This window comes from bacterium (genome assembly GCA_016873475.1).
Taxonomy (GTDB): Bacteria; Krumholzibacteriota; Krumholzibacteriia; order JACNKJ01; family JACNKJ01; genus VGXI01.
On sequence record VGXI01000010.1, the window covers coordinates 1 to 26,154 of the forward strand.

A 26,154-nucleotide genomic window follows, 5' to 3' on the forward strand; every position below is an offset into this window, starting at 1 on the left:
CAGCGCGCGCGACTTCCGCGCCGCCCTCGCCGCACCTGGCCGCCGGCACATCCTCGAAGTGAAGACGGCGAGCCCGAGCCGCGGGCCGATCCGCCCCGACCTCGATCTGGACGAGCTGCTCGCCCTCTACGAGCGCCACGCCGACTGCATCAGCGTGCTCACCGACGCGCCCTTCTTTGGCGGCAGCCCCGAGCACCTGCGCCGTGCTGCGCAGCTCACGACGCGGCCGCTCCTGCGCAAGGACTTCACCGTCGATGCCTACCAGATCGCCGAAGCGCGCTGGCTGGGCGCCGACGCCGTGCTGCTCATCGTGGCCGCGCTCGATCAGGGTGAACTTGTCGAGCTGCGCGCGGCGGCCGCCGAGTTCGGCATGGCTGCCTTGATTGAAGTGCACGACAAGACCGAGCTGGAGCGCGCGCTCGCGGCGGGCGCGGACCTCGTTGGCATCAACAACCGAGACCTGCACACGCTGCGCACGGACCTCGCCGTGACGGCGCGCCTCGCGCCGCGGATCCCGGCCGGCGTGCTGCGTGTGAGCGAGTCGGGCTACGACGAGCACTGGCAGCTCCGCCAGGCGGCGCCCCTGGTGGACGCCTTCCTCGTTGGCAGCAGCATCCTCGCCGCCCCCGACATGGAAGCGAAGGTGAAGGAGCTGGTCTACGGGCGCGTCAAGATCTGCGGCCTCACGCGCCGCGCCGACGCCCTCGCCGCGCTCGAGGCCGGCGCGAGCTGGCTGGGCTTCGTCGTGCACGAGGGCAGTCCGCGCAACGTGAGCGTGGAGACGCTCGAGGCGATCGCGGCCGGACTGCCCGGCGTGAAGGTGGGCGTCTTCGTCGAGCGCAGGCTCGAGGAGGTGGCGGCCATCGCGCGGCGCTGCCGCCTGCACGGGCTGCAGCTCCACGGCGGCTACACGGAGAAGGACGTCGAGTGGGTGAAGGGCCGCCTGCCGGAGTGCTTCGTCACGCGCGTGGTGCCGGTGGCCAGTGCGCCCGCGGCGCTGCCCGAGACGGCGGCCGACTACGTGCTCTTCGACACGCAGGTGCCGGGCCGCCACGGCGGCACGGGCCGCCGCTTCGACTACGCGCTGCTCGCCGGGCTGCTCGCCGACCCCGCGAGTGCCGAGCGCTTCCGCCGCCGCGCGATCCTGGCCGGCGGCCTCGGCCCCGACAACATCGCCGAGGCCGCAGCGCTCGCGCCCTTCGCCCTCGATCTCGCCAGTGGGGTGGAAAGCGCGCCCGGCTTGAAGGACCGCGCGAAGCTAGCCGCGCTCTTTGCCGCGCTGCGCTAGCGCTGCAAGCTCGCCAGCTTGTGCGCGGCGATCGCCGCTTCGTTGCTGTCGGGGAAGCGCTGCTGCACGCGCTGGAAGGCGGCGCGCCCCTCTTCGGTGTAGCCCAGCTCGAGACGGCAGTAGCCGGTCTTGAGCAGCGCGGCGGGCACGACGTCGCCGCTGGGATAATTGAGGAGGATGTCCTCGTAGCGCTCCAGCGCCTGCAGGAACTGACCCTCGGCATAGAAGCTCTCGGCGAGCCAGTAGGCCGCGTTGTCGGCCAGCGTGCTGGCCGGGAAGCGGCGCAGCAGCTCCTCGAAGCCCTCGCGGGCGAGGGCGTAGTTGCCGCGCGCGAAGTCGCCCCGCGCGCCGTCGTAGATGGCCAGCTCGCTCGAGCCCTCGCCGCCGGGAAGCGCGGCGCCGGTGTCGGGCGGCGCGGCGGCCACGTCGGGGGCGGCTGCGGGAGGCGCCGCGGGCGTGGAGGCCGGCGGCGCGCTGGACTGCGTCCCCGCCGGCGCGGGCGCCGCGCCGCTGCTGGCGCCGGGCATCGCGCCACTGGGCGCAAGACCCGCCTGCCGCGCGAGTTGCTCGATCGCCGCGGCCATGCGCCGAAGCATGGCGTCCTGCTCCTCGCTGCGCGCCACCATCTGCGCCACCGTGCGCTCGATCGCGTCCAGACGCACGAGCAGCTCGGCGCGCTGCTCGTCGCCGACCATGCCTTCGCTCTCGAGCAGGCCGCGGATGCGCGCGACTTCATCCGTGAGGTCGCGCTGCTGGCTGCGCAGCACCCGCGTCTCGGTGGCGATCTCGTTCACCTTCAGCTCGGCCTTGCTCGTGAGCAGCGCACAGCCGGTGACGAACGGCGCGAGCAGCGCCCCGAGCGCGAGGAGACGGAGCAGCGTGCCGGCACTGCGGGCGCCGGCACGTGCTCCAGAAGCGGTGGTCGTCGGGCGGATCACTTGGCGCTGCGCGGCACGAAGTGCGCGCGACGGTTCTGCGCCCAGGCGCTCTCGTCGTGGCCCATCGCGAAGGGGCGCTCCTTGCCGTAGGAGACGATGTCCAGGCGGCCGGCGTCGATGCCCAGGCTCACGAGGTAGTTCATCGCCGCGCGGGCGCGCTTCTCGCCGAGGGCGAGGTTGTACTGCGTCGTGCCCCGCTCGTCGCAGTGGCCCTCGATGGTCAGGCGCATCGCCGGCTTGTCCTTCAGGATGCGGGCGTTGGCGTTGAGCGTCTCGCGGCCCGGCGCCGTGATGTCGTACTTGTCGAAGTCGAAGAAGACGGGCCTCAGGCCCATGTCGCCCGTGATCACGTCCGAGGGCTCGGCCGTGGGCTGCGACACGGGGATGTCGCTGTCGGGGACCTTGACCGTCTCTTCGCTCACCGCCGACCCGGGGCTCGTACCGATGTCCGCCTGCTGCTGCTTCTTGCCGCAGCCGCCGAGGCCGACCATCAGGATCAGGGCGAGGCCCGCAAGCGCGATCAGCGCTGCCAGTCCGCGGGGGCGACGCACCCGCAGTTTCCGTCCGTTCATCATCATACTCCTTACGCTGTGGGTCTCTCTGATTTGCCGGCGTCTGTGCAGCCTTCATCTGCCGCGAGCGGCCCCCGGCGCACCGCTCCAGCTCGGACCCGTGTCTTCGCCCTTGCCCCGCGTGAGGGGCCGGGCCTCTCCCGAGTCGACATCGAGCACCCAGAGATTGGTATACCCGCTCCGGTTGCTGCTGACAACCAAATGCCGACCATCGGGCGCCCAGGACGGGTCCTCGTTATCGCGGTCCTGGGCGAAGGTCACCTGCTGGCGCTCGCTGCCGTCGGGCGCCAGCACGAAGATCGTGAACTTCTTGTCGATGCGGCTCACGTAGGCGATGCGATCGCCTCGCGGCGACCAGGCCGCACTCTCGTTGTAGCTGCCCTCGAAGGTGATCCGCTGCCGCCCACCACCCACCGTGTCCATCACGTAGATCTGCGGGCTGCCCGTGCGGTCGCTCGTGAAGGCGATCTGCTTGCCGCTCGGATCATAGCAGGGACTGCACTCGATGGAAGGCTCGAAGGTCAGTCGCTGAATGATAGTGCCATCGGGGCGGATGCGGTAGATCTCGGAATTCCCGTCGCGAGAGAGGGTTAGGGCCAGCTCTCGGCCGGCGGGGGACCAGGTCGGGCCCAGGTTCAGGCCCTGGAAATCCCCGATCCGCGTGCTCTGGCCCGTGGCGCTGGCCAGGAGCATGAGGCGCTGCCGGCCACGATAATAGGAGGTGTAGGCCACCTGGGTGCCGTCCGGCGACCAGCGCGGCGTCAGGTTCAGGCTCGCGTTGCGCGTGACCTGCCGCAGGTTCTCGCCGTCGAAGTCGACGATGTGCAGCTCCCGCTGATCGCCATGCCCTCGCGTGAAGAGGATCCGCGTCTGGCTGATGCCCTGCTCCCCGGTGAGCTGCATGACCACCTCGTCGGCGAAGTGGTGCACCGAGCGCGCGAAGTCGGGCAGCTCGACCGTGTAGCGCTTGCTGATGCGCATCTCCCCGCTCGGATCGAGCAGGCGGGCCACCCAGACCTGGCCGGCGCCGGGCGCGGCCTCCAGGCGCAGCGCGATGCCGTAGGCGGGCGCCGTGGCGTCCTCGGGCCGCGGGCTGCGCCCGCCCGTGTAGGGCAGCGCGACGCCGGGCGGCAGGGGCTGGCCGATGTCGATGAGCCCGCTGAAGTAGAGGTCGCGCGCGAGGCGGCCGGCCATCAGGCGCGCGGCGTCGGCGGCGCCGGGCGCGTCCGTCACCACCTCGAGCGGGAGCAGGCGCACGAGCACGCGCGGCACGGAGCTGCGCTCCACGCCCAGGCGGATGACCTCGCTGCTCGCTGGGCCCGCGGGGCCCGTCGACGGCGTCCCGCTGCCCTGAGGCAGCGCGGGCAGGGCGGCAAGCAGCGCGGCCAGGCCGAGGAGCGCGCCCAGCAGGCGGGCGCGGCGCGGCAGGCTCCTGCCGGTGAGCTGCTCTCGCTGCATGCCTGGCCTCTCCTCGTTCGCGCCTAGCGGCGGTAGGTGAAGCTGAACTGGATGCTGAGCCCGGCGCTGCGGAAGCGCACCGGCGGCGCGGGCAGGGGATTCGCTTCCACCACCGCGCGCAGGGCCTCGCGGTCGAAGACCGACAGGCCACTCGACTGGAAGATCTCGGGGCTCTCGATCTCGCCATCGGCCGAGATGCGGAAGGCGACGATCGCCTCGAGCACCGCGCGCCCCGCCGTGCTCGAGGCACTGGGCTGCCAGCGGCGGCCGATCTTGCTCTGCACGAGTCCAAGATAGGAATCGCCGGCGCCCAGGTCACCCCGCGCCTGCACGCTGCCGCCCATGCCGACGGACTGCGCGCCCGGGCCCTCCTCGGCCGTGCCCGGCGCGGGGACGGACTCCTTCACGCCGGTCGGCGCCGTGCCCGTGCCGCCCGCCACGCCGGGCGGGGGCACGATCTTCTCGGGCGCCTTCGTGGCCTCGGCCTTGGTGACGGGCTTCACGGCCTCGCTGGCCTTGGTCGCGACCGGCTTCGGCGCCTCCTTCGGCGTTTCCTTGGCGGGTGTCTTGGGCGCGGGCTTGGGAGTCTCCTTCGGCTTGGCCACGGGGACGGCCGGCTTGGGCTTGGGCTCCTCGCGCGGCGCGGGCGAGACCTCGGCGCCGCGTCCCGCGCGGCGCCGGCCGCCCGCGTGCGGCAGCTCGCCGAAGCTGATGCGAATCGTGTCCGGCGGCGGCGGCGGTGCCTGCTTGAAGACGCTGGTGGCCGTGCCGAGCAGCACCAGGAAGACCAGGTGGCCGAAGAAGGACGCGATGAGATGAGCGGGCTTCACGGCCGCGGCGCCTCTCTACTCGACCTCGTCGTCGGGGTCCACCACCAGGCTGAGCCCGGCGATGCCGGCCTCCTTGACCGTCCCCATCACGCGCACGACGAAGCCGTAGGGGACCTCCTGGTCGCTGCGCAGATAGACCGGCCGCGCGTCGCCGGCCGGCCGGATCTCGGCGAGGATCTCCTTGAGCTGCGCGAGCTGGATCTGGTCCTCGTCGATGAAGACGCGCCGCTGCTTGTCGACGGTGATCACCAGGCCCTCGACGCTGGCCTTGGCCGTCGTGCGCGTGTGCGGCAGGTTCACCTCGACGCCGCCCGCGATGAAGGGCGCCGTCAGCATGAAGATGATCAGCAGCACGAGCATGACGTCCACCAGCGGCGTGACGTTGATCTCGGCCAGGCTCGCGTACTGGGCGCCGCCGCGCCCCTTGGCCTGCGGGGTGCCCATCATGAGAGGGCCCTCCCCGCGACGGGCGCGGGTGCCGGCGCCTCCAGGCGCAGATCCTCGCGTGCGAGCAGGTCGCCCAGGTGCGCGCCGAGCGCCTGCAGGTCGGCGTCCTGCTGTTTGAGCTTGCCGACGAAGTAGTTGTAGGCCACGGCCGCCGGGATGGCGACGGCCAGGCCCGCCACCGTGGCCACCAGCGACTCGGCGATGCCCGGGCCCACAGCGTCCAGCGAGGCCGTGCCCTGGCGGCCGATCTCGAGGAAGCTGGTGAGGATGCCGTAGACCGTGCCGAGGAGGCCGATGAAGGGCGCCGTCGAGGTGAAGGTGGCCAGCCAGCTCACGCCGCGCTCGAGCTTGCCCATCTCCTCGGTGGCGACGCGGTCCACGCCGCGCGCGAGCACCTCGCCGAGCGTGCGCAGGCGCTCGGGCGAGTTCGCCTGCCCGAAGGCGCCGGGCAGGATCTCGCGGCTGAAGTAGTGATAGACGACGGCCAGCGGCGCCTCGCGCTGCTGCTCGGCCCAGGCGCCGAGGCGCCTGAGCGCGCCGGCGTCCTCGCGCGCGGGCAGGAACTGCTCCCAGAAGCGCGCGTTGCCGCGCGTCGCCCGGCCCAGGCGACGGCCGCGCTCGACCATCAGGGCCCAGGAGAGGACCGACATCGCGAAGAGGATGGCCAGGACGATCTTGCCCAGCAGCGTGGCGCCCGAGATCAGGCCGCCGAGGTCCCCGAGGAGGCCTCCCGTACCCTGTGCGAAAAAAGGCATCGTGACTCCTTGCTGATGACCCCGGCGCTGCTCGGCCGCGTGCGGAGCATGGGTCCCGCGGGCGCGCCGCGGGCAAAGGCAGGGGAGGCCGCTCCGGCAAACGGGCGTCTGAACGCCTCGCGTCCGATTGAGTTTCGGACCCGTGGCGGGGGGCAAGGGCAGACTAAAGGGGCCGGCGCGCGAAGGGTCAAGCGAAATCGGCCTGCTGCCGCGGGCCGGTGCTGGCGGGCAACTTGCCTGCTGGCAAGAGCTTGGGGGTCGGCTCGCGCCCGACCCCGACGATCGGCTATCATTAGAGACCGGGCGCCGCCCGGCAGCCGCCGAGAGGGCCGCCGTGACCTGCCGTTTGCTCCAGCGAACCCTTGCCGTCGCCCTGCTCAGTCTCGGGGCAGCGGCGCCCGCGCGCGCGCTGCCGCCCCACGCCCAGCAGCACCCGCGCCTCCTCATGGACGCCGCCACGCGCCCCGCCCTTCTCGCCGAGATTCTCGCCGACCCCGTGCGCAGCGCGGTCTGGGCCGAAACGCTGAGCGCCGCCGAGAGCCTCGTCGCGCTGCCGCCCGACAGCCTGCTCGGCGACGGCTACTGGGGCTTCCAGAACGTGCAGGAACTGTCGCTGGTCGCCCAGCTCGCCGAGCCGCCGCTGGCCGGCCAGGCCGAGGCCGCGCTCGAAGCCGCGCTCGCCTGGCTGGCGGCAACGCAGGACCCGACGCCCGAGCCCGCGCTCGGCGTGCTGGGGCCGGCGCTGCGTCTGCAGGGCCTCGTCTGGGGCTACGACCACGCCTTCAGCGCGGCGAGCGAGGCCGAGCGGCAGCTGATCGTCGACGAGATCCTCGGCTATCTCGAAGCGATGTGCACGGACCCGGCCTTCCTCGTCTTCCTCTACAACCCGCTGCTCAGCAACAAGAGCGTGAGCCTGGGCGCGCAGCTCGTGCTCGCCTCGCTGGCGCTCGAGAAGGACCTGCCGGCGGAGCCGCTCGTCTTCCAGGCGCGGGCGACGGGCGAGGCCCTGCTCGCCAAGGCCTGGACGGATCTCTTCGGCGCGGACGGCAGCTACCGCGAGGGCGTGACCTACGCCTGCTGGGCGATGCGCACGCTGCTGCCCACCTGGGAGGCGAAGCGGCGGCTCGAGGGCGCCGCCGGCTGGGAGGCGGAGCGCGTGGGGCGGCTGCTCGAGTGGCTAGCGCTGCAGCTCCTGCCCGAGGGCGGCGGCGCTTACCTGAATCGCAACGAGTGCAATTCGACGGACTTCATCGTCTCGCGGCACCACAGCCTGCTCGAGTGGGCCACGCGCTACGGGCCGCAGCCGGACGTGGCGCGCTGGCTGCTGCGCCGCAGCTCGGGCGATCTCGGCCACGACTTCGGGCGCGAGAGCGATCCGGTGGCCACGCTGCTCTGGCACACGACTGGGTACGAGGCCGCGCCCGACTACCTGCTCGGCGGCCGCGAGTTCGAGGACGGCGGGCTCTACACCTATCGCCGCGGCTGGCCGGGCGGGGAGCCCGCCGCGAGCTTCCTCGCCACGCTGGAGGGCACGCGCTTCGTGGGCGGGCACGCGCAGGAGGACGTCGGCCAGTTCACGCTGCGCGCGCTGGGCCACGGTTTCGCGCTCGACAGCGGCGCCGGCGTGACGGCGCGGCAGACCCAGGGCCACAACCTGCCCACCGCCGATGGGCTGGGCCAGCACAACGCAGGCTCGAGCATCGGCACCGACGGCGAGGAGCGCGTGTGGATCCGCTCGCCCTTCCTCGACGCGGTGAGCGTGGACATGCGCGCGGCCTACACGACGCACTCGCCCTACAACGACCCCGACGTGCCCTGGGCCGGCTGGGACTGGTCCTGGGGCTACGACGGCGGCAACCCGATGAGCCGCGCGACGCGCACGCTGCTCATCTTTCCCGGCGACGTCGCGGGCGGCGAGCTGCCCGAGCTCTTCCTGCGCGACGACCTGATCAAGACCGACGGCGCCGCGCACCTCTGGCGCTGGCGCCTGCACTTCGCTCAAGACCTCGCGCTGAGCGAGGTCGGCGGCGGCCAGTGGCGGCTGACCGGCGCGAACGGTCTGCTGCGGCTTTTCCTGCACGACCCGCCGCGGGCGGGACTGGGCACCAGCGTCGCCCCCTACGACAACGGCAACACAGATCCCAACACGCAGCTGCTCTCGGTGAGCAAGACCACCGAGCGCTTCCACTTCCTCTGGCAGCTCACGCCGGTGGCGACGGGCGGCCTGCTGCCGGCGAGCAGCACGGAGCGCTACGCCGAGGGCCTGCGCCTCCTCACGACGCGGGGCCTGCGCGAGCGGCGGCTGCTCGTTGCGACCGGGGCGGCGCCGCTGGTGACGGCGGCTGGCGAGCGCCTCGAGGGGCCCCTCGGCTGGGGCGTGATCGAGAAGGAGGGCGCCGCGCTGCGCACGGCGCTGATCGAGGGCCGGCGCCTGCGCGGCGAGGGGAAGCTCCTCATCGGCCTCGAACCCGCGGGCTCGGCAGCGTGGGACGGCGCCGTGCTCTGGCTCTCCTCGCCGGCGCTCGTCTTCAAGGCCTACGCGCCGGGGGCGGTCTACGTGATTGCGGACGAGCGGCTGGTGGCCTTCGAGCGGCACGGCGACTTCGTGACGAGCCTGGCGCATTCCGACTACCAGCAGCCCGACTTCGCCGACGCCGGGCCACCGCTAAGGCTCGATGGCACCGCCGTGGGGCGGGCGCCTCTGCGCTTCGCGATCGCGGGGCCGGGCGCGCTGCGCGCGGAGGGCCGCGCGCGGCTCACGGTCTACGACCTGCAGGGCCGGCGCGTGGCGGCGCAGGATTTGGCGCTGGGTGCCGGCGAGGCCGTCTGGGACGGCCGCGACGCGACGGGCCGGCCGGCGCCGGCGGGGGTGTACTTCCTGCGCCTGCGGGCAGCGGAGGCGAGCGCGCAGCGGAAGGTCGTGCTTCTGCGCTAGCCGCCGTTGTCGCCCGCGCCACCTTCCGTTATGCTGCCCGCACCCGTGCCAGGAGGCAGCATGCGCCAGAGGGGACGCTTCGGCGACTACGGCGGCTTCTACGTGCCCGAGATCCTCATGCCCGCGCTCGAGGAGCTCGAGGCCGCCTTCCTCGCCGCCCGCCGCGACCCGGCCTTCCGCGCCGAGCTGAAGCGCCTGCTCGCCGAGTACGCCGGCCGGCCGACGCCGATCACGCTGTGCGAGAACCTGAGCCGGCACGCCGGCTGGCCCATCGCGCTCAAGCGCGAGGACCTCGTCCACGGCGGCGCGCACAAGACGAACCAGGTGCTGGGCCAGGCCCTGCTCGCCCGCCGCATGGGCAAGCGGCGCCTCATCGCCGAGACGGGCGCCGGCCAGCACGGCGTCGCCACTGCCATGATGGGCGCCCTCTTCGGCATGCCCACGGACGTCTACATGGGCGCGCTCGATGTCGAGCGGCAGGCCCTCAATGTATTCCGCATGCGCCTGATGGGCGCGCGGGTGATCCCGGTGGAGTCCGGCAGCCGCACGCTGAAGGACGCCATCAACGAGGCCCTGCGCGACTGGGCGACGAACGTGCGCGACACGCACTACCTGCTCGGCACCGTCGCCGGGCCGCACCCCTATCCAACGCTGGTGGGCGAGTTCCAGCGCGTCATCGGCCGCGAGGCGAAGCGGCAGTTCGCCGCCCGCTTCGGCGGCGCGCCGCGCGCGGTGCTGGCCTGCGTGGGCGGGGGGAGCAACGCCATCGGCCTCTTCAAGGACTTCATTCCCACGAAGGCCGAGATCCACGGCATCGAGGCGGGCGGCAGGGGCCTCGCGAGCGGCGCGCACGGCGCGACCTTGCAGAAGGGCACGCCCGGCATCCTGCACGGCGCCTACAGCTACCTGCTCCACGACGCGCACGGCCAGATCACCGAGACGCACAGCGTGAGCGCGGGCCTGGACTACCCCGGCGTCGGCCCCGAGCACAGCGCGCTCAAGGACGCGGGGCGCGCGCGCTACTGGTCCGTCACCGACGCCGAAGCCCTGGCCGCGTTCCGCCTGCTCGCCGAGACCGAGGGCATCGTGCCCGCGCTCGAGAGCGCGCACGCCGTGGCCGGCGCGCTCAAGCTCGCGCGGCGCTATGCGCGCGAGGCGGGCCTTGCCAAGGCCGATTGGAAGAAGAAGCTGAAGCAGGCCATCCTCGTCGGCCTCTCCGGCCGCGGCGACAAGGACATGGAGACCGCGCGGCGGCTCTTCCCGGAACTGGGCTAGGGCGCGCGGGTCTCCGCCCTTGTCGGGCGGGGGCGCGGGGGCTAGAATGCCCGCCATGTCCGACTCGCGCTACGCCGCCGCCTTCGCGCGGCTCGCCGCCGCCCGCGAAGGCGCCTTCGTGCCCTTCACGGTGCTGGGGGATCCCGATCCCGAGACCAGCCTCGCCGTGCTCGAGAGCTTCGCCGCCGGCGGCGCCGACATGCTCGAGCTGGGCATCGCCTTCAGCGACCCGGTGGCCGACGGCCCGACGATCCAGGCCGCCGACCTGCGCGCGCTCGCGGCCGGCGTGACGCCGCCCGTGGCGCTCGAGGTGCTCGCCGAGTTCCGGCGCCGGCACCCCGAGCTGCCCCTTGGGCTCCTGCTCTATGCGAACCTCGTCCAGCGGCCGGGGCCACAGGCCTTCTCCCGCCGCCTCGCCGCGGCCGGCGCGGACAGCGTGCTCATCGCCGACCTGCCGCCCGAGGAGGCAGCGCCCTTCGCGCGCGCAGCGAAGACCGCGGGGATCGGTCTCGTCTCCATGGTGACGCCACTCACGCGCCCCGCGCGCCTGGCCGCCATCGCGGCGCGCGGCGGGCCCTACCTCTACGTCGTCAGCCGCGCGGGCGTGACCGGCCGCGATGCCAGCCTCGCCACGACGGCGGCCCCCCTGCTCGCGCGCCTGCGCGCGGTGACGGCGATCCCCACCCTGCTCGGCTTCGGCATCGGCAAGCCGGCGCAGGTGCGCGCGGCGCTGGCGGCCGGGGCCACGGGCGCGATCAGCGGCAGCGCGGCCGTGGAGATCATCGCCCGGCACGCGCCGGCGGGTCGCCCCGGCCCACGCGCTCGCCGCGCCCTGCTCGCCGAGCTGGCCGACTTCACCGCCGCGATGAAAGCGGCCACGCGGCGCGGCGGCGCCTGAGGGTGGCGGTGAGCGGCATGATGGCTTCGGGGTTTCAAGTGGACTCCTCGCTGCTGGACCTTCTCAATCTCTTTCGGCGCCGCGTTGCCTGGCTGATCTGGCCGCCCGTGATCGCCTCCCTTGTCAGTTTCCTCGTCGTCCAGTTCGTTGTTGCGCCCCGCTACGAAAGCCATGCGTCGATCCTACCGCAGCAGATCAGCGAAGTGACCGCCAAGCAACCGGTCCTGGAACGGGGCGCCTTCCTGAGGGGATTCAGCTTCCGGGATGTGACCACGCGGAACAGCACGAACATGGAGCTGATGGTGAGCGATCGCGTGCGCCGCGGGGTGGTCGAGAACCTCGATCTCGTCGCATTCTTCGGCACCGCCGGCAGGCATCCGGCTTCTGCCGAGGGGGCCACGCAGGCGGCGATGGAGGCACTTGCCCAGGCGACACGCTTCGAGTTGTCGCTCCAGCTTCAAGTCCTGACCGTGCGCGTGACGACGCGCGACCCCGAAACGAGCGCGCGCATCGCCGCCGCGTACCTGACGCAGACGAATGCGGCCAACCTCGACCGCATACACGCCTATGCCAAGCAGCGGGTCGACTTCTTCGCGGAGCGCCTGGCGGAGGTGAAGCAACAGGTCGCCGCCCTGGGAGCGCAAATCGGCACACAGGTTCAACGGAGCCGGAGCGCAGCGCCGGAGCGCGAACTGGAGATCGCCTACGGCTTCCTGGCACCGCTCCAGCAGAGACTTCTCGACTTGCACCTGCAGCAGGACCGCTTGGGCCGTGACCAAGCCGCGGGCAGTGCCGAGCGTCTGGCCCTCGCCGCCGAGATTCGGGTCTTCGAGAGCTTCCTCGCTGATATCGACTCCCTGGCAGAGGCGCGCCAGGGGCTCCTGCCGACACCGCGGAACAGCCAACTCGCGGCGCTGGAGCGCGCCCAGCTCGAGCGGGACCTCGATCTGCTCCAGGCTCTGGAAGCAAGTCTGCTCGAGAGCCGGGAAGCGGCGCGCCTGGAGGCAATCCTCGACGTCGAGACCTTGACGATCCTCGATCGCCCGATTGTCGCGGCGGAGCCCACTTGGCCTCGCAAGCGCATGACGGTCCTGCTGGCATCGGTCATCGCGCTCATCGGCAGCGCGGCTGGCGTCACCTTCGTCGACGCCCTCGCGCGCCTCGGGGCAGGCTCTCCAGCGCTGGGTTGGCGCCGTCTTCTGGGCGAGACATGAGCATCGGCCAGCTGCTGCTGCTCGCCGGAGCGGGCTTGGGCGGCCTGGGCGCCGGCCTCCTGGCACTGCGCCAACCCGCCGTTCTTGTCGCACTCAGCGTGCTGACGATCAGCCTCGACTACAAGGGCCGCCTGGGCGAAGGCTTCATCACGGCCAACAATCTGCTCAAGGTCGTGCTTATCGGCGCCTTCCTGGTGCAGATGCTCTGCGGTGGCCGTCGCTTGCGCCTGCCCATTCATCTGATCTGGTTCCTGCCCTACCTCGTCTTCGCCGCCATCTCGAGCTACTACAGCGCCGATTTCCTCCAGGCTGGCTTCTACGTCGTGCGGCTGACCCTGGTTTGGATCTACGCAGTCCTGGTAGCCAACCTCATCGAACGCGAGTGGCAGTTGTCGCTCTTGCTGCTCGCGATGGCCGCCACGGCACTGTTCGTCAGCGTAACCGCCCACATGCAGACGCTCAACATTGCTGCCCTGGCCGGCGCCGAGCTGGTGCAGAAGCAAGGACCGGATGCGGGGTCGGTTCGCGCGCTGGGCACCTTTTGGGACGCGAACGCCCTTGGCGGTTTCCTCGGCGTGCTCTCGCTCTTCCTCACGGCCGGACTGGCCCGCGCCAATCTCGGCTGGATCGGGCGCACTGCGATCCTGTGCGTGCTCGGCGTCGCCTTCGGAGCTGTGCTCCTGAGCTTCTCGCGCAGCGCTTGGTTGATGATTGGGCTCGGCATGCTGCTCTTCGCGAGGGAGCGCCGGCTGCGACCCTATGTCGGCTGGTTCCTTGCGCTCGGGCTCGGCGGGGCGCTGTACGTCCTGATCGCGACGCCCTACGGTCAAGCGCTGACGGCCCGCGTTCTCAGCTTCGGTGAACTCGGGCAGGACTACTCAGGCCGCTTCCGCTGGTATCTTGCGCTCAGCGGCTTGCAGATCTGGTCAGACGGCATGCACTGGCTCTGGGGCAGCGGCTTCCACTCCTTCGGGGAGCAGATCTGGCGGCACTGGTACCCGCTGGCCACGCACGACATGATGTACCACTCGGGTACGAACATGAGCCACACGCTGCTGGTCACTCTCCTCGCCGAAGGGGGCCTGCTCGGCGTGCTGCTCTTCGTCGTCCCCTTCGTAGCAGCGCTGCGGGTGCTCGGGCGGCTGCGCCGGCAGCCCCACGGGGAGGTGGGCGGCAGCGTGCTTCTCGGCTGCCAAGTGGTCCTAGTGGTGAAGCTCGTCGACACCTTCTTCAATCCGCTGATGTACGACAACCTCCTCTGGCTGACGCTGGGACTGATCGGCGCCATCGCAGGACCGGCGTTCTCGCCCCGACCAGGGGACATTGGTGCCCGATCCAACCGCGCAGCGCTACCGATTGACCCGCCCACAGCGCGGTGCTAGCCTTGCCGCCACCATGCGCCGCATCCGACTCCTGCCCGCCCTCGCCCGCGCCTGGGCCCTCTTCGCCGAGGATCCCCTGCGCTACGTCGGCCTCGTCTTCCTCTCCAGCCTGATCGGTCTGACGATCGTCCTCGCGCCGATGATGGCCGCCGCCTGCTTCTTCGTGCTCGGGCGTCTCGCCCGCGGCGAGACGCCCCTCTTCGCCGATCTCTTCGCGCCCTTCGCGAGCTTCGAGCGCTTCCTGATGGGCGGCCTGCTCTGGCTGGGCGCGCAGGTGCTCGGCCTTGTCGTCAGCACCTGGAATCCGCTGTTCGGGGCGCTGGTCGCCCTCGTGGTCAACGCCTTCCTGCTCCTCTACATGCCGCTGATGGTCGAGCAAGAGCTGAGCGCCGCCGCCGCCTTCGCGGCCTGCCGGCGCCTCTTCCAGCGTGAGTGGTTGATGCTGCTCACCGTGACCGGGCTGCTCACGGTGCTGCTCTGGCTCGGCGCGCTCGCGATGCTGATCGGCCTCGTCGTCGCGGTGCCCTACGGACTGGCGGTGATCCAGGCCGTCTACGAGCAGGCCACGGCGGAGCCCCCGCCGTCCCCGGTGGAGCCACCGCCGCCCGCAACGGAGCCGCCGCCCGCGGACGCGGAGGGCGCGGCGTGAAGGTCCTCGGCATCGAGAGGCCCGTGATCGCCATGCTGCACCTGCCGCCCAGCCCGGGCGTGGCCGGCTTCCCGGGCCTGATGGCGGCCCTGGAGACCCTGCGCGCGGAGCTGCAGGTCTACCTGGCGGCGGGCGTGGATGCGCTGCTGCTCGAGAACATGCACGACTTTCCCTGCTTGCCCGAGCGCGAGATGGGCCCCGAGGTGCCGGCCTACCTCGCCCGCCTGGCCGCCGCCGCGCGCGGTATGGCCGCCGAGCTGACGGGCGGCACCGCGCGGCCCCTGCCGATCGGCATCCAGGTGCTCTTCGCGGCGAACCGCACGGCCGTGGCCGTGGCGCTCGCCGCCGGCCTCCAGTTCGTGCGCGCCGAGGGCTGGACGCACGCCCACATCAGCGACAAGGGCTTCGTCGACGCCCAGGCCGGGCGCGTGAAGCGCTACCAGCACGCCATCGGCGCCGAGGGCATCCAGATCTTCGCGGACATCAAGAAGAAGCACGCGAGCCACGCGATCACGGCGGATCTCGGGATCGGCGAGATCGCCGCCACGCTCGCCCTGCACCGCGCCGACGCGGCGATCGTCACCGGCGCGCTGACGGGGGCGGCGCCGGACCCGGCGGACCTGGCCGCCGTGCGCGCGGCGACCCCGCTGCCGCTGTTCATCGGCAGCGGTCTCACGGCCGAGAATCTCGGCGACTACTTCGCCCTCGCCGACGGCTTCATCGTCGGCAGCGACTTCAAGCGGGAGGGCCGCTGGGATGCGCCGGTGGACGGCGCCCGCGTGCGCGACTTCATGCGGCGGCTGCGCGAGCTGCGCCGCAGTTGAACGGCCGCGATCACCGCGGAGGATCCTCGCGACCTGCGGAGCGGAAAAAGAGAGACCCGCCGGCTCTGGCCGGCGGGTCTGCTCGCTTCCGCTGCGGCGAGGTCGCCCAGGGAAGCCATGCGGGATCCTGGTTCGCGTCGCGGCCGGGCGCCTTCGAAGCGGCGCCCGGCGCGACCCGAATCGGGCTTACTTCAGCAGCGCCCCGCGGGCGACCTCGCTGAGGCCCCCGGCGCTGGCGCGCAGGAAGTAGACCCCGCTGGGCACGGCCTGGCCGGCGGCGTCGCGGCCGTCCCAGCTCACGCTGAGCCACCCGGGCCCCGCGGCCGTCTCCGCGAAGCTGCGCAGCAGGCGACCCTGCAGGTCGAAGACCTCGAGCTGGACCGGGCCGGCCGCCGGAGCGTGGAAGCGCGCCGTGGTCTTCGGATTGAAGGGGTTCGGATGCAGGGCGAGGCCGAGCTGGCCGAGCGCCGGCGACTCGGCGGGCACCGACGTCAGGTCATCCCAGGTCAGGTCCAGGATCAGCTTGTAGCGCTGCACGTCGTTGCCGCTGTGCCGCGTGATCTTGATGAAGTAGCTGCCCGCCGGCAGCGAGTAGTCGATCAGGGTCTCCTGGACGCCGATCGCCGAGGCGTTCTGCGCGAGCAGGACGGTGCTGCCGGTGGCGCCGGAGCGGATCTCGAAGCCGAGGTCCATGATCTGGTTCGTGTAGATCCCGCCCCCGATCGAGTCGAGGATGTAGTAGGAGCCCACGGCCTGCAGGTAGATGTCGAAGAGGCTGCCGACGGGCGTGCTGAAGGAGTACCAGTCGGTGTCGTTCATCTCGGTCAGGCTGTGGTTCTCGATCGTGACCTGGCCCGTGAAGCTGCCCAGGGCGTTGGCCGTGTTGTAGGCGTTGTCGCGCTCGGCGAAGTCGCCGTAGTTGCGCATGCCGCCGCGGATGTCGTCGTCGCGAACGCCGTAGAAGGCAGCCGTGTAGGCAGCCTCCATCAGCTTGGTCTGGTTGATCGGACCCTCGTGCCCGAGACCGTGGCCGTGGCCGTGCTCGTGCATCACCACATTGCGGATGAAGCGGTAGTCCAAGTTCGCGTTGGCCCAGCCCTCAGCGTAGTCGAGCACCATGTCACTGCCGCCGCCGCCGGGTGTGGGGAAGTAGTTGTAGGCGAGGATGCCGTTCACGCCGTCGATGGGGTGCATGCCGATGCGCACGTCGCCGCGAGCGCCGAGGAGGCCGTTGGCGCCGAAGGCGGCGCCGTCGTCGCTGACCTCGACGTAGGTGATGCCGATGAACTCGCCCCAGCGCGCGAAGCAGGCGGCGAAGATCGGCTTCCAGACCGCCTCGCTGCCGAAGAGGGCGTTCAGCCTGGCGTAGAGCGAGCTGTTGCTGCCCGGTTCGCCGGCGCCGGGAGGAATGTAGACGCCGTCCGGCAGGAAGCTGTAGGTGACGGTGATCGGGTCGCCGACCACGCCAGTCGAGCCGTCCGTCGCCGTGACGAAGATGCGCGTCTGCCGGACGTAGCGGCCGCCGTCCTCCTGGGGAGGGAGCTGCGGCAGGCGGGCCAGCAGTTCGCGGAACTTCTCGGGCGAGGTGTCCGGGTGGATGCAGACGGCCAGCTCGGCGTTCTCGATACAGCTCGTGTCGAGGCGCAGGCCGGTGAGCTCCTGCAGGTTCTCGAGCACGAGCTGGTCAACGTAACTGCCGATCAGCTCGTGGCTCGCCAGGACGGGCGCGGACTCCGCCGCCAGGGCGCTGGCCGCGGGCGCGGCGGCCATGAGCAGGAACAGCCCGAAGACCGCCGGGCGTACGCGGGAGCCGAAAGTGCGGGGCATGAAGCAGCCTCCTGTTGGGCGGGGGAGCAGGACGAGACAGTGTCGATTCTAGCACACCGGCCGGAGCCGTCCCAAGCGACACTCTCTCCAGCGGGTGCGGGAACAGGGGGCGGGGGTCCGAGCTGGACCCCCGCCGGGGAGGCACGCGATGCAGAAATCCACTACTTGAGAAGCAGAGCGCGTACGGTCTCGCTCTCGCCGCCGCTCGTGGCGCGGAGGAAGTAGAGGCCGCTGGGCGCCGGACTGCCGGTCTCGTCCTGGCCGTTCCAGCTCACTTGCACCCAGGCGTTGCCGGCCGCCTCCTGCCGGAAGCCCTGGATGCGGCGGCCCTGAACGTTGAAGATCTCCAGGCTGACGCTGCCCGCCTCGCGCACGTAGAAACGCGCCGTGGTCTTCGGATTGAAGGGCGTCGGGAAGACGCTCAGGCCAAGGCCCCGCGCCGGCACCGCCGCCTCACCCACCGCCGTGCTGATCTGGGTGAGATCGATGTTCAGGCGGTAGCGCTGGACGTCGTTGCCGCTGTAGCGGCGCACGCGCAGGTAGTAGTCGCCGGCCGTCAGCTCGAAGTCGGTGATGGTCTCGACGACGCCGAGGCCGCCGGCGTTGGCGGTGGTGAGCACCGTCACACCGTCGCTGGCGCGCAGCTCGAAGCCGAGGTCCATGATCTGGTTGGTCCAGACCTGGACGCCGTCGACGACGTAGAAGGAGCCCACCGGCGTCATGACCACGTCCAGCAGCATGCCGCTGGCGATGGTGAACTTGAAGTAGTCACTGTCGCTGGAGGCGGTCACCGAAACGTTCTCCTGCTGCAACGGCCCCTCGGGCAGCGTGCCCCAGAGCGTCGCATCGGCGGCGGTGCTGTTCTTCTCCAGATAAAAGCCGTAGTTGCGCATGCCGCCGCGGATGTCGTCGTCCTGCGGGCCGTAGATGACGGGATCGTAGTAGGGCTCCATCAGCTGGCGGTTGCTGGCCTCGATGTGGCCGAGACCGTGGCCGTGGCCGTGCTCGTGCATCACCACGTTGCGGAAGAAGCGGTAGTCGGTGCCGGCGTCACCCCAGTTCTCGCTCCAGTCCAGGACCATGTCGCCGCCCGAGGCCGGGTAGTAGTTGTAGGCCAGCACGTTGCTCGGGCCGTCGATGTTGGCCATGCCGATGCGGATGTCGCCGCGCACGCCGAGGACGCCCCAGGTGTCCGGGAAGGCGGCGCCATCGTCGACCTCCTCGACGTAGTGCAGGCCGACGAAGAAGGCCCAGCGGGCGAAGCAGTCGCGGAAGATCTGCTTCCAGGCCTCGGTGTTGCCGCCGAACTGAGCGTTCAGGCGCGCGAAGAGCGAGCTGTTCTCGTCCTCGGACGGGATGTAGGTGCCGTCGGGCAGGAAGCTGTAGGTGAGGATCACCGGGTCGCCGAGGATGCCCGAGAAGCCGCTGGCCGTCAGGCTCCAGCGGTCCACGCGGTTGTAGCGGTCACCCTCGGGCTCGATCCAGGTGGGCAGCTTGCGCAGCAGCTCCTCGACGACCTCGGGCGGGGTGTCCGGCGCGAGGCAGAAGGAGCGCTCGGCCGTCTGCACGCAGGTGGCCGCTGGGTCGATGCCGTAGAAGCGCTGCAGGTCGCTGGCGACGATCTGCGCCGCCATCCTCTCGACCATCTGGATCGCGCTCTGATTGAGGTAGGGGGTCTCGCCGGCGGCGGAAGCCGGCAGCGCCGAGGCCAGCAGCGTCAGCAGGGCGCCGGCCAGCGCGAGGCGGGAGCGTGCGAGCATGAGTGACGACCTCCGAGCGGGAGTGGCAGGGGAAAGGCCCTGATCAGCGGACAGTAGCAATGATAGCACAGGCGAGCCGAACTGGCCAGCGCAAATCCCGGCAAGTGATATAGAGACAAAGACGTACAAGGATACCTGGGCCACAACTCCAGGCCGCGCTCCCGGCGGCGGCCGGGGCTAGACGCGGTGCCCCTGGGCCGGCGGCGCGAAGTCCATCTCGAGGATCTCGCCGGGGCGGGCCCGGCGCAGCTCCTGGCACTGTTGCAGGACGCTAACCACCAGCGGGAAGCCGACATCGAGAACGAAGGCCTGCTCGCCCTCGGCCAGGCGCTCGAAGCGGCCGCGGGCCCGCTCCAGCTCGTCCTTGTGGAACTCCAGCTGGGGCACCTTCACGGCCTCGCCGTGCCGGGCGATGATCCGGTGGCACTCGAAAACTGCTGGATTGACAACGAGTTGCACCTCTTCTCCCACCGGCGGCGGGGCGGCGCCGTCCAGGAAGAGCCAGAGCGGATGGGTGGCGGCCCGCGGCTTGAAGAGCACGCTCTCGCCGCGGATCTGGATGACCGTGCCGGGCACGGCCGCGTCTCGCCATTGCTCGCCGAAGCGCCGTCTCTCCGCGTGCATCCCGACCTCACAGATTTCCGGATGGCGAGCCCCCCGGCCCGCACCCCAAGTGTAGACGCGAAATCGCGCTCCGGCCAGCACCCGGCGGTCGCGGGCTTGCCGCTCCGGAAGGCAGGGGCTAAGCTGCCCGGGGCCGCCGGGTGCGCCGGCGGATCCTCGCCGCGGGAGCGCGCCATGCCCCTGGTTCCCCAGTCCATCAAGGAGCTCAGGCCCTACTCGCCCGGAAAGCCGATCGCCGAGGTGCGCCGCGAACTCGGCCTCGAGCGGGTCGTCAAGCTGGCCAGCAACGAAAACCCCTGGGGACCTTCCCCCCGGGCGCTGGCCGCCATCGCCGAAGCGAGCGGCGAGCTGCACCGTTACCCCGACATGGGCGCTCTCGCCCTGCGCGGCGCGCTGGCCGAGCGCTTCAAGGTGCGCGTGGAAAACGTCGCCGTGGGCAGCGGCAGCGAGGGCATCATGGCGACGGTGATGCGCACCTTCCTCTGCGACGAGGACGAGATCCTCACGGCCGAGAACACCTTCATCGGCTTCATGGTGCTGGCGCGCGCGAGCGGCAACAAGCTCACGCTGGTGCCGCGGCGGCCGGACTACCGCTACGATCTCGCGGCGATGGGCGAGCGCGTGAACGAGTACACGAAGATCATCTACCTCGCCAACCCGGACAATCCGACGGGGACCATCTTCACGCGCGCCGAGTTCGACGCCTTCATGGCCAAGGTGCCGAGCCGCTGCCTGGTCATCTACGACGAGGCCTACTTCGAGTTCACCGCGGCCGAGCCCTCCTTTCCGGACTCGATGACCTATCGCTACGACAACGTGATCACCTTGCGCACCTTCTCGAAGGCCTATGGCCTGGCCGGCCTGCGGATCGGCTACGGCTTCGCGCACGACGAGTTGATCGGCAATCTGATGAAGGTGAAACTGCCCTTCGAGCCCAGCCACCTCGCCCAGGTGGCCGGCCTCGCCGCGCTCGCCGACGAGGACTTCCTGCGCCGCACGGTGAGGGGAACCGCCGCCGGCCTGGCCAGATTGCGCGAGACACTGGGCGCCGCCGGCCTCGCCGTGCTGCCCAGTCACACGAACTTCGTGGCCGTGGCGACGGGCGATGCCACGCGCTGCGAGCGCAGCTGCCGGCGCCTGCTCGAGCAGGGCGTGGTCGTGCGGCCCCTGGCCGCCTTCGGCTTTCCCGACCTGTTCCGGGTGAGCGTCGGCACTTCCGAGGAGCTGGCGGTCTTCGCCGAAGCGCTGCCACGGGCGCTCGACTAGCGCGACGCGAGCACGCCCAGAGCGGACACAATCTCCGCGGCACAACCTTTCGCTTGCTCCACGCCCTTGGCGCTCGTTAGGATGCCAGAGCGCCTGCGCCCGCTCGCGCCGGCCGGACCACCCGATCGCGAGGGAGTCTCATGGAAAGCTACCGCGGGAGCCTGGCTCGACCAGGCGCGGCGCTCCTCTGGCTGGCCTTGACCGCCGCGCCGGCCGCTGCGCAGGGCGGCAGCGGCTGGGGCATTCGCGAGGAGAACGTCTCGGCGCTCGTGCTCTTCATCGTCTTTTCGATCGTCATCGTGGTCAGCATCCGCCTGGCGCGCATGGGCCGGCCGCTCTTCGTGCGGCGCATCGCCGGCCTCAACGCGGTGGAGGAGGCGATCGGCCGCTCCACCGAGCTGGGCCGCAAGGTGCTCTACGTGCCCGGCATCATGTCCATCGACGAGGTGCAGACCCTCGCCTCGCTGGCCGTGCTCAAGCACGTCGCCAAGCACACGGCCGAGTACGGCACGCCGCTGGACGTGCCGAACAAGGACCCGCTCACCTTCGCCGCCGCGCGCGAGACGGTGAAGGAGGCCTACCTCGAGGCGGGGCGGCCGGACCTCTTCAGCGACGACATCGTGCACTACATCACCTACGACCAGTTCGCCTACACGGCGGCGGTGTCGGGCATCATGGTGCGTGAGAAGCCGGCGGCGAACTTCCTGGTCGGCTCCTTCTACGCCGAGAGCCTGCTGCTGGCCGAGGCCGGCCAGGGCACGGGCGCCATCCAGATCGCCGGCACGGCCGAGGTGGCGCAGATCCCCTTCTTCGTCGTCACCTGCGACTACACGCTGATCGGCGAGGAGCTCTACGCGGCGAGCGCCTATCTCTCGCGCGAGCCCGTCATGCTGGGCAGCGTCAAGGGCCAGGACTTCGTGAAGCTGATGCTGCTGGCCTGGATCGTCATCGGGCTCCTGATCGCGACCTTCTTCGGCAACCTGGCGCTCCAGGGCTGGCTGCAGCCGCAGTAGAGAGGACCCATGTTCAGGAAACGCATTCCCCTGCTGCTGACTTTCATCGCCGGCATGCTGCCGATCCTCTCCTTCCTCTTTCGCGGGCCCGCCCTGCGGGACGAGGATCCGACGGGCAACGGCATCCTTCACGTCAGCGACACCTTCGAGCGCTGGATGGTGATCCTCGCCGCCGCGGCGCTGCTGCTCGGCGTCGTCAACGTCTTCCAGGTGAACCTGCGCAAGATCTCCAACCGCGCGCAGGGCTGGCCCTACGCGCTGGTGTTCCTGCTCGCGCTGACGATCACCGGGTTCTTCGGGCTCTGGGACGCCTTCTCCCGCGCGAGCAACACCGCCTGGTACGCGCACGCCGCCTACAACTGGATCGTCGAGGCCGGCTTCAAGCCACTCCAGGCGACGATGTTCAGCCTGCTCGCCTTCTACGTGGCCTCGGCCGCCTTCCGCGCGTTCCGCGTGCGCAACGTGGAGGCGGCCATCCTGCTTGCGGCAGCGCTCCTGATCATGCTCGGCGTGAACCCTTACGTCGTCCGCGCGCTGCCCTTCCTGCCCGACCTCACGCAGTGGACGCTGAACATTCCCAATGCCGCGGCGCAGCGGGGGATCATCATCGGCGCCGCCCTGGGCGCCGCCTCGATGGCCCTGCGTATCCTGATCGGCATCGAGCGCAGCTACCTCGGCCTGCAGAAGGGAGAGTAGTGTGACCGCCCTCTTCCAGCGGCTGATGAACATCGACCGGCGCTGGCTCTACCTGCTCGTGGGCCTGGCGGCGGTGATCCCCATCCTGCTGCCGCTCAACCTGCCCGTGAACGTCGCCCAGTCCGTGCAGGACCTCTACGACCGCGTGGAGAGCCTGCCGGCGGGCTCGGTGGTCCTCGCCTCCTTCGACTACGGCCCCTCCACCGGCCCTGAGAACGACCCGATGGCCGACGCCTTCCTGCGTCATTGCCTGGCGCGGGACCTCAAGGTGCTCTGTATCGCGCTCTACCCGCTGGGCGGTGTCACCGAGGGCGCCGAGGAGCTCCAGCGCGCGGTGGGGCCGCTGGACCCGGCCAACGGCGTCCTCGAGAGCACGGCCTTCCCCGGCAAGTTCTACGGCAGGGACTTCGTCTACCTCGGCTACAAGGACGGCGGCCAGGCGACGATGCGGCAGATGGGCGAGAACGTGCACGCCGTCTTCCCGCGCGAGTACTACCAGGCGCCGGTGACGGACTACGAGCTGTCCAACCAGGTGCGGGGCTACGGCGACGTCAGCTTCGTGATGAGCTTCGCCACCGGCATCATCGGCGAGTGGTGGGCGAACCTGGTGAACGCCCAGTACGGGACGCCGGTCGCCGTGGGTTGCACGGCGGTGAGCGCGCCCAAGTACTTCGCCTACTACAAGGCGGGGCAGATGTTCGCGCTCTTGCCCGGGCTCAAGGGCGCGGCCGAGTACGAGTACCTGGTCAAGCAGAAGTACGGGCAGATCGCCGAGGCGACGGCCGCCGACGTCTACAACGCCGGCAAGGGCTGGGACGTGCAGTCCATCGTCTACACGATCATCACGCTCTTCATCGTCATCGGCAACGTCGGCTTCCTGCTGGAACGCCGGCAGCGCCGGTCCTAGGGGAAGGCCATGGCCAGCGAACTCTGGGTCTGGGTCGGCGCGCTCTTCACGCTGTGCATCCTGAGCTTCCTGTACAAGGACAACCCCTTCTTTCGTTTCGCCGAGAGCGCCTTCGGCGGCATCAGCATGGGCTACTACATCAACCTGACCTTCCGGAACACCTTCGTGCCCAATCTGATCGCGCCGCTCTTCCACGCCGGGCCGGCCTACAGCGCGGCCACCTACCCGACCCGCGAGCCCGAGCACTGGCTGCTCATCGCGCCCTTCCTGCTCGCGCTCGTGCTCTACTCGCGCTACGTGCCGAAGATCGCCTGGATGAGCCGCTTCGCGCTGGCCGTCTACGTGGGCTACTACGCGGGGCTGAACATGATGCAGAAGCTGCAGGGCGAGGTGCTGCCGCAGTCGGCGGACACCATCCGCAGCTTCTGGCGCTTCCTCCCCGAGCGGCTGCCGATCTGGTTGGACGCCCAGACGCGCACCGTGAGCTGGGGCGAGTGGATCTCGAGCCTGGTCTTCGTGATCGGCGTGCTCGCGGTGCTCGTCTACTTCTTCTTCTCGGCGGAGCACAAGGGCGTGGTCGGCGGCGTGGGGCGCCTGGGGATCTGGTTCCTGATGATCTCCTTCGGCGCCGCCTTCGGCTACACGATCATGGGCCGCGTGTCGATCCTGATCGGCCGCGTGATCTTCCTCGTCGACGACTGGCTAGGCCTCGGCTAGTCGCCCGCGCTCGGCTCGGGTGGCGGCGCCGCCGCGGGCGGCGCTGCCGTCGCCGCGCGCTGGCGAACCCAGAGTGCGTGCCCGCCCAGCACGAGGGCCGCGGCCGGCAGCATGAGCAGCCAGACGGCCCAGATCTCCTCCCGCCAGTACTGCGCCAGCGTGAGATGCGGGTTGCGCCGGATCAGGGCGAGCTGCGCACTCGCGCCGAGCAGAGCAAGCAGCAGGCTGCCCGCGGCCACGGTCGGCAGGCCCGCCGGCCGCAGCAGGAGGCGGCTTGCGCCGCTCAAGCGCTGCGCCTCGTCGGCGCGAGCGCGGCCGTAGGTGAGCGGGATGAGCGCGAGCACCAGGCCGGCCGGGGCCGTGCGCTTGAGGGTATAGCCGAGCGGGCTGAGCCAGATCGGCATCCAGAGCAGGGCCAGCAAGAGGCTGCCGCCGGCGAAGATCGCCAGGAAGGCGAGGGCCCAGAGGGCGAGCGAGCGGCGGCGCATGGGACTCCTGTCGGCGGGCCCACAGGCTAGCGCAGCGACCGGGCGCCCACAAGCCCCGCTTCCCGGGCCGCCGGGCGCGTGCTAGGCTCGCGCCATGCCGCCGAGACCGCCGCGCCGTCTCCTCATCGTCACCCCCTGGGCGGACTTCTGGTCGATGCCCGGCAAGGCCGGCGTCAGCGACGACGCCGAGTTCGTGCGCCGCGCCCTGGCCGCCGGCCACGAGCTGCACTTCGTGCTGCCGGCCGGCGGCGCCTTCGACGCCGGCGAGCGCCATCCGCGCCTCATCCTGCATCCCTTTCCCGACATCACGCGCCGCACGCGCTGGCTGCCGACGCCGCTGCGCCGCCTGCTCTGGCTCGGCTGGTACTGCGGGCCGGTGGTCGCCCGCGCGCGCCGCGTGGCCCGTGCGCTGCGGCCCGAGCTCGTGCTGGGCTTCAGCTACCACGGCGCGCGGGCGGCCGCGCTGATCGGGCGCGAACTCGCAATCCCGAGCGTGGTCAAGCACTTCGGCGTCTACACGGCGGCCTTTTTCGACCAGTGGCCGCGGCTCAAGTACCGCTACAAGAACTGGGAGACGCTCTACGGCCTCACGCGCCCGGTGGACCGGCTCGTCATCCTCAACGACGGCTCGCGCGGGCGGGAGGCGGCGCTCGCAGCGGGCGTGCCGGCAAGGCGCATCGTCTACCTGCTCAACGGGATCCACACCGAGTGGGGCGGGCTCGCGATCGACCGCGCGGCCGAGCGCGCGCGGCTGGGCGTGGCGCTCGAGGAGCGGCTCCTGCTCTTCCTCGCCCGGCTCGCCCCCTTCAAGGGGACGCGGCAACTCGCGCGCATCGTGCCGCGCCTGCTCGCCGAGTGTCCGCGGCCGCTGCGCGTCCTCGTCGCCGGCAGCGGCGAGGACGAGGCCTGGCTGCGCCGCGCGCTGGCGGCGCCGATCGCGACGGGCCGCGTGCGTCTGCTCGGCGCGGTGCCGCACGCCGCCGTGCCGCCGCTCTTCGCCGCCGCCGACTGCTTCCTCACGCTGAACACCTACTCGAACATGGCCCTCCCGACCTGCGAGGCGATGGTGATGGGCTGTCCCGTGGTGGCGACCGACGTGGCCGGCACGGGCGAGGTCGTGCAGGACGGCGCGAACGGTCGCCTCGCGCCGCCCGGCGACGATGCGGCGCTGATCGCCGCGCTGCGCGCCGTGCTCGAGGACGACGCCCTGCGCGCGCGCCTTGCCGCCGGCGCGCGGGAGACCGCCGCGGGCTTCGACTCCTGGGACGCCCGCGTCGGGCGCGAGCTGGACCTCATCGAGCAGCTCTGCGCGGAGAACAGCCGGCGCCCCTGATTCTGCCTTGTGAAGATCGTCACTTGGCCTCCCCTTGACCGCGGTCAAGGGCGGGGCG

At 71.1% G+C, this 26,154-nt stretch carries 24 protein-coding genes; 14 read left to right on the plus strand and 10 right to left on the minus strand.

Translation table 11 applies throughout. The features are described from left to right. On the plus strand, window positions 1–1,288 hold a 1,288-nt coding region (gene trpCF, locus FJ251_01945), incomplete at its 5' end, for a bifunctional indole-3-glycerol-phosphate synthase TrpC/phosphoribosylanthranilate isomerase TrpF (GenBank protein ID MBM4116493.1). Here trpCF and ybgF read toward each other — a convergent pair. The 6 genes from ybgF to FJ251_01975 form a co-directional block, all read right to left on the minus strand. Then, window positions 1,285–2,226: a tol-pal system protein YbgF gene (gene ybgF, locus FJ251_01950; GenBank protein ID MBM4116494.1), complete on the minus strand. Its 942-nt coding sequence runs from the start codon at window positions 2,224–2,226 to the stop codon at window positions 1,285–1,287. The two genes, trpCF and ybgF, sit on opposite strands and share 4 nt — an antisense overlap. Further along, on the minus strand, window positions 2,223–2,717 hold the full coding sequence (gene pal, locus FJ251_01955; protein ID MBM4116495.1) for a peptidoglycan-associated lipoprotein Pal: 495 nt from the start codon (window positions 2,715–2,717) through the stop codon (window positions 2,223–2,225). Before pal ends, ybgF begins: the two co-directional genes overlap by 4 nt. Before the next feature lie 135 nt (window positions 2,718–2,852). Next, window positions 2,853–4,256, minus strand: coding sequence for a hypothetical protein (locus tag FJ251_01960; GenBank protein ID MBM4116496.1), 1,404 nt, complete (start codon window positions 4,254–4,256; stop codon window positions 2,853–2,855). Between the two features lie 23 nt (window positions 4,257–4,279). Continuing rightward, window positions 4,280–5,086, minus strand: a complete 807-nt coding sequence (locus FJ251_01965; GenBank protein MBM4116497.1) for a TonB family protein — start codon at window positions 5,084–5,086, stop codon at window positions 4,280–4,282. 15 nt (window positions 5,087–5,101) lie between these two features. Continuing rightward, a complete protein-coding gene (locus tag FJ251_01970) occupies window positions 5,102–5,533 on the minus strand; it encodes an ExbD/TolR family protein (GenBank protein MBM4116498.1) in 432 nt (143 codons plus the stop codon). Beyond that, the gene (locus tag FJ251_01975) at window positions 5,530–6,735 is read right to left on the minus strand and encodes a hypothetical protein (GenBank protein MBM4116499.1); all 1,206 of its coding nucleotides are present in this window, start codon (window positions 6,733–6,735) and stop codon (window positions 5,530–5,532) included. Before FJ251_01975 ends, FJ251_01970 begins: the two co-directional genes overlap by 4 nt. Here FJ251_01975 and FJ251_01980 point away from each other — a divergent pair. Genes FJ251_01980 through FJ251_02010 form a run of 7 tightly spaced genes read left to right on the plus strand, consistent with a single transcriptional unit; the run spans window position 6,734 to window position 15,465 of the window. Beyond that, complete coding sequence (locus tag FJ251_01980) at window positions 6,734–9,223, plus strand: hypothetical protein (GenBank protein MBM4116500.1); 2,490 nt, start codon at window positions 6,734–6,736, stop codon at window positions 9,221–9,223. The genes FJ251_01975 and FJ251_01980 overlap by 2 nt on opposite strands. 60 nt (window positions 9,224–9,283) lie before the next feature. After that, window positions 9,284–10,498, plus strand: coding sequence for a tryptophan synthase subunit beta (gene trpB / locus FJ251_01985; GenBank protein MBM4116501.1), 1,215 nt, complete (start codon window positions 9,284–9,286; stop codon window positions 10,496–10,498). Between the two features lie 55 nt (window positions 10,499–10,553). After that, complete coding sequence (gene trpA, locus FJ251_01990) at window positions 10,554–11,396, plus strand: tryptophan synthase subunit alpha (protein MBM4116502.1); 843 nt, start codon at window positions 10,554–10,556, stop codon at window positions 11,394–11,396. Window positions 11,397–11,413: 17 nt separating this feature from the next. Beyond that, entirely contained in the window at window positions 11,414–12,610 is a 1,197-nt protein-coding gene (locus tag FJ251_01995; GenBank protein ID MBM4116503.1) for a hypothetical protein, read from the plus strand. Further along, on the plus strand, window positions 12,607–13,992 hold the full coding sequence (locus FJ251_02000; protein ID MBM4116504.1) for an O-antigen ligase family protein: 1,386 nt from the start codon (window positions 12,607–12,609) through the stop codon (window positions 13,990–13,992). Before FJ251_01995 ends, FJ251_02000 begins: the two co-directional genes overlap by 4 nt. A gap of 13 nt (window positions 13,993–14,005) precedes the next feature. Continuing rightward, window positions 14,006–14,641, plus strand: coding sequence for a hypothetical protein (locus FJ251_02005; protein MBM4116505.1), 636 nt, complete (start codon window positions 14,006–14,008; stop codon window positions 14,639–14,641). Beyond that, on the plus strand, window positions 14,638–15,465 hold the full coding sequence (locus FJ251_02010) for a BtpA/SgcQ family protein (GenBank protein ID MBM4116506.1): 828 nt from the start codon (window positions 14,638–14,640) through the stop codon (window positions 15,463–15,465). Before FJ251_02005 ends, FJ251_02010 begins: the two co-directional genes overlap by 4 nt. Window positions 15,466–15,651: 186 nt before the next feature. Here FJ251_02010 and FJ251_02015 read toward each other — a convergent pair whose 3' ends face one another. The 3 genes from FJ251_02015 to FJ251_02025 form a co-directional block, all read right to left on the minus strand. Then, window positions 15,652–17,292, minus strand: a complete 1,641-nt coding sequence (locus FJ251_02015; GenBank protein MBM4116507.1) for a matrixin family metalloprotease — start codon at window positions 17,290–17,292, stop codon at window positions 15,652–15,654. Window positions 17,293–17,453: 161 nt separating this feature from the next. Continuing rightward, on the minus strand, window positions 17,454–19,052 hold the full coding sequence (locus FJ251_02020; GenBank protein ID MBM4116508.1) for a matrixin family metalloprotease: 1,599 nt from the start codon (window positions 19,050–19,052) through the stop codon (window positions 17,454–17,456). Window positions 19,053–19,229: 177 nt separating this feature from the next. Then, window positions 19,230–19,676 carry a hypothetical protein gene (locus tag FJ251_02025; GenBank protein MBM4116509.1) on the minus strand — a complete coding sequence of 149 codons (447 nt, stop codon included), beginning with the start codon at window positions 19,674–19,676 and terminating at the stop codon, window positions 19,230–19,232. Between the two features lie 174 nt (window positions 19,677–19,850). On the opposite strand from FJ251_02025, the gene FJ251_02030 reads away from it, so the two are divergent. The 5 genes from FJ251_02030 to FJ251_02050 all read left to right on the plus strand — a co-directional run bounded on the left by FJ251_02030 (window position 19,851) and on the right by FJ251_02050 (window position 24,275). Further along, window positions 19,851–20,942 carry a histidinol-phosphate transaminase gene (locus tag FJ251_02030; protein ID MBM4116510.1) on the plus strand — a complete coding sequence of 364 codons (1,092 nt, stop codon included), beginning with the start codon at window positions 19,851–19,853 and terminating at the stop codon, window positions 20,940–20,942. A 140-nt stretch (window positions 20,943–21,082) separates the two neighbouring features. After that, the gene (locus tag FJ251_02035; protein ID MBM4116511.1) at window positions 21,083–21,955 is read left to right on the plus strand and encodes a hypothetical protein; all 873 of its coding nucleotides are present in this window, start codon (window positions 21,083–21,085) and stop codon (window positions 21,953–21,955) included. Window positions 21,956–21,964: 9 nt separating this feature from the next. Further along, on the plus strand, window positions 21,965–22,651 hold the full coding sequence (locus tag FJ251_02040; GenBank protein MBM4116512.1) for a hypothetical protein: 687 nt from the start codon (window positions 21,965–21,967) through the stop codon (window positions 22,649–22,651). A 1-nt stretch (window position 22,652) separates the two neighbouring features. Then, on the plus strand, window positions 22,653–23,558 hold the full coding sequence (locus tag FJ251_02045; protein MBM4116513.1) for a hypothetical protein: 906 nt from the start codon (window positions 22,653–22,655) through the stop codon (window positions 23,556–23,558). A 9-nt stretch (window positions 23,559–23,567) separates the two neighbouring features. Next, a complete protein-coding gene (locus tag FJ251_02050; protein MBM4116514.1) occupies window positions 23,568–24,275 on the plus strand; it encodes a hypothetical protein in 708 nt (235 codons plus the stop codon). On the opposite strand, the gene FJ251_02055 is transcribed toward FJ251_02050, so the two are convergent. Then, a complete protein-coding gene (locus FJ251_02055; protein MBM4116515.1) occupies window positions 24,272–24,763 on the minus strand; it encodes a hypothetical protein in 492 nt (163 codons plus the stop codon). The two genes, FJ251_02050 and FJ251_02055, sit on opposite strands and share 4 nt — an antisense overlap. A 94-nt stretch (window positions 24,764–24,857) precedes the next feature. Here FJ251_02055 and FJ251_02060 point away from each other — a divergent pair, with 94 nt between their 5' ends. Further along, window positions 24,858–26,096: a glycosyltransferase family 4 protein gene (locus tag FJ251_02060; GenBank protein ID MBM4116516.1), complete on the plus strand. Its 1,239-nt coding sequence runs from the start codon at window positions 24,858–24,860 to the stop codon at window positions 26,094–26,096. Window positions 26,097–26,154: the final 58 nt, after the last annotated feature.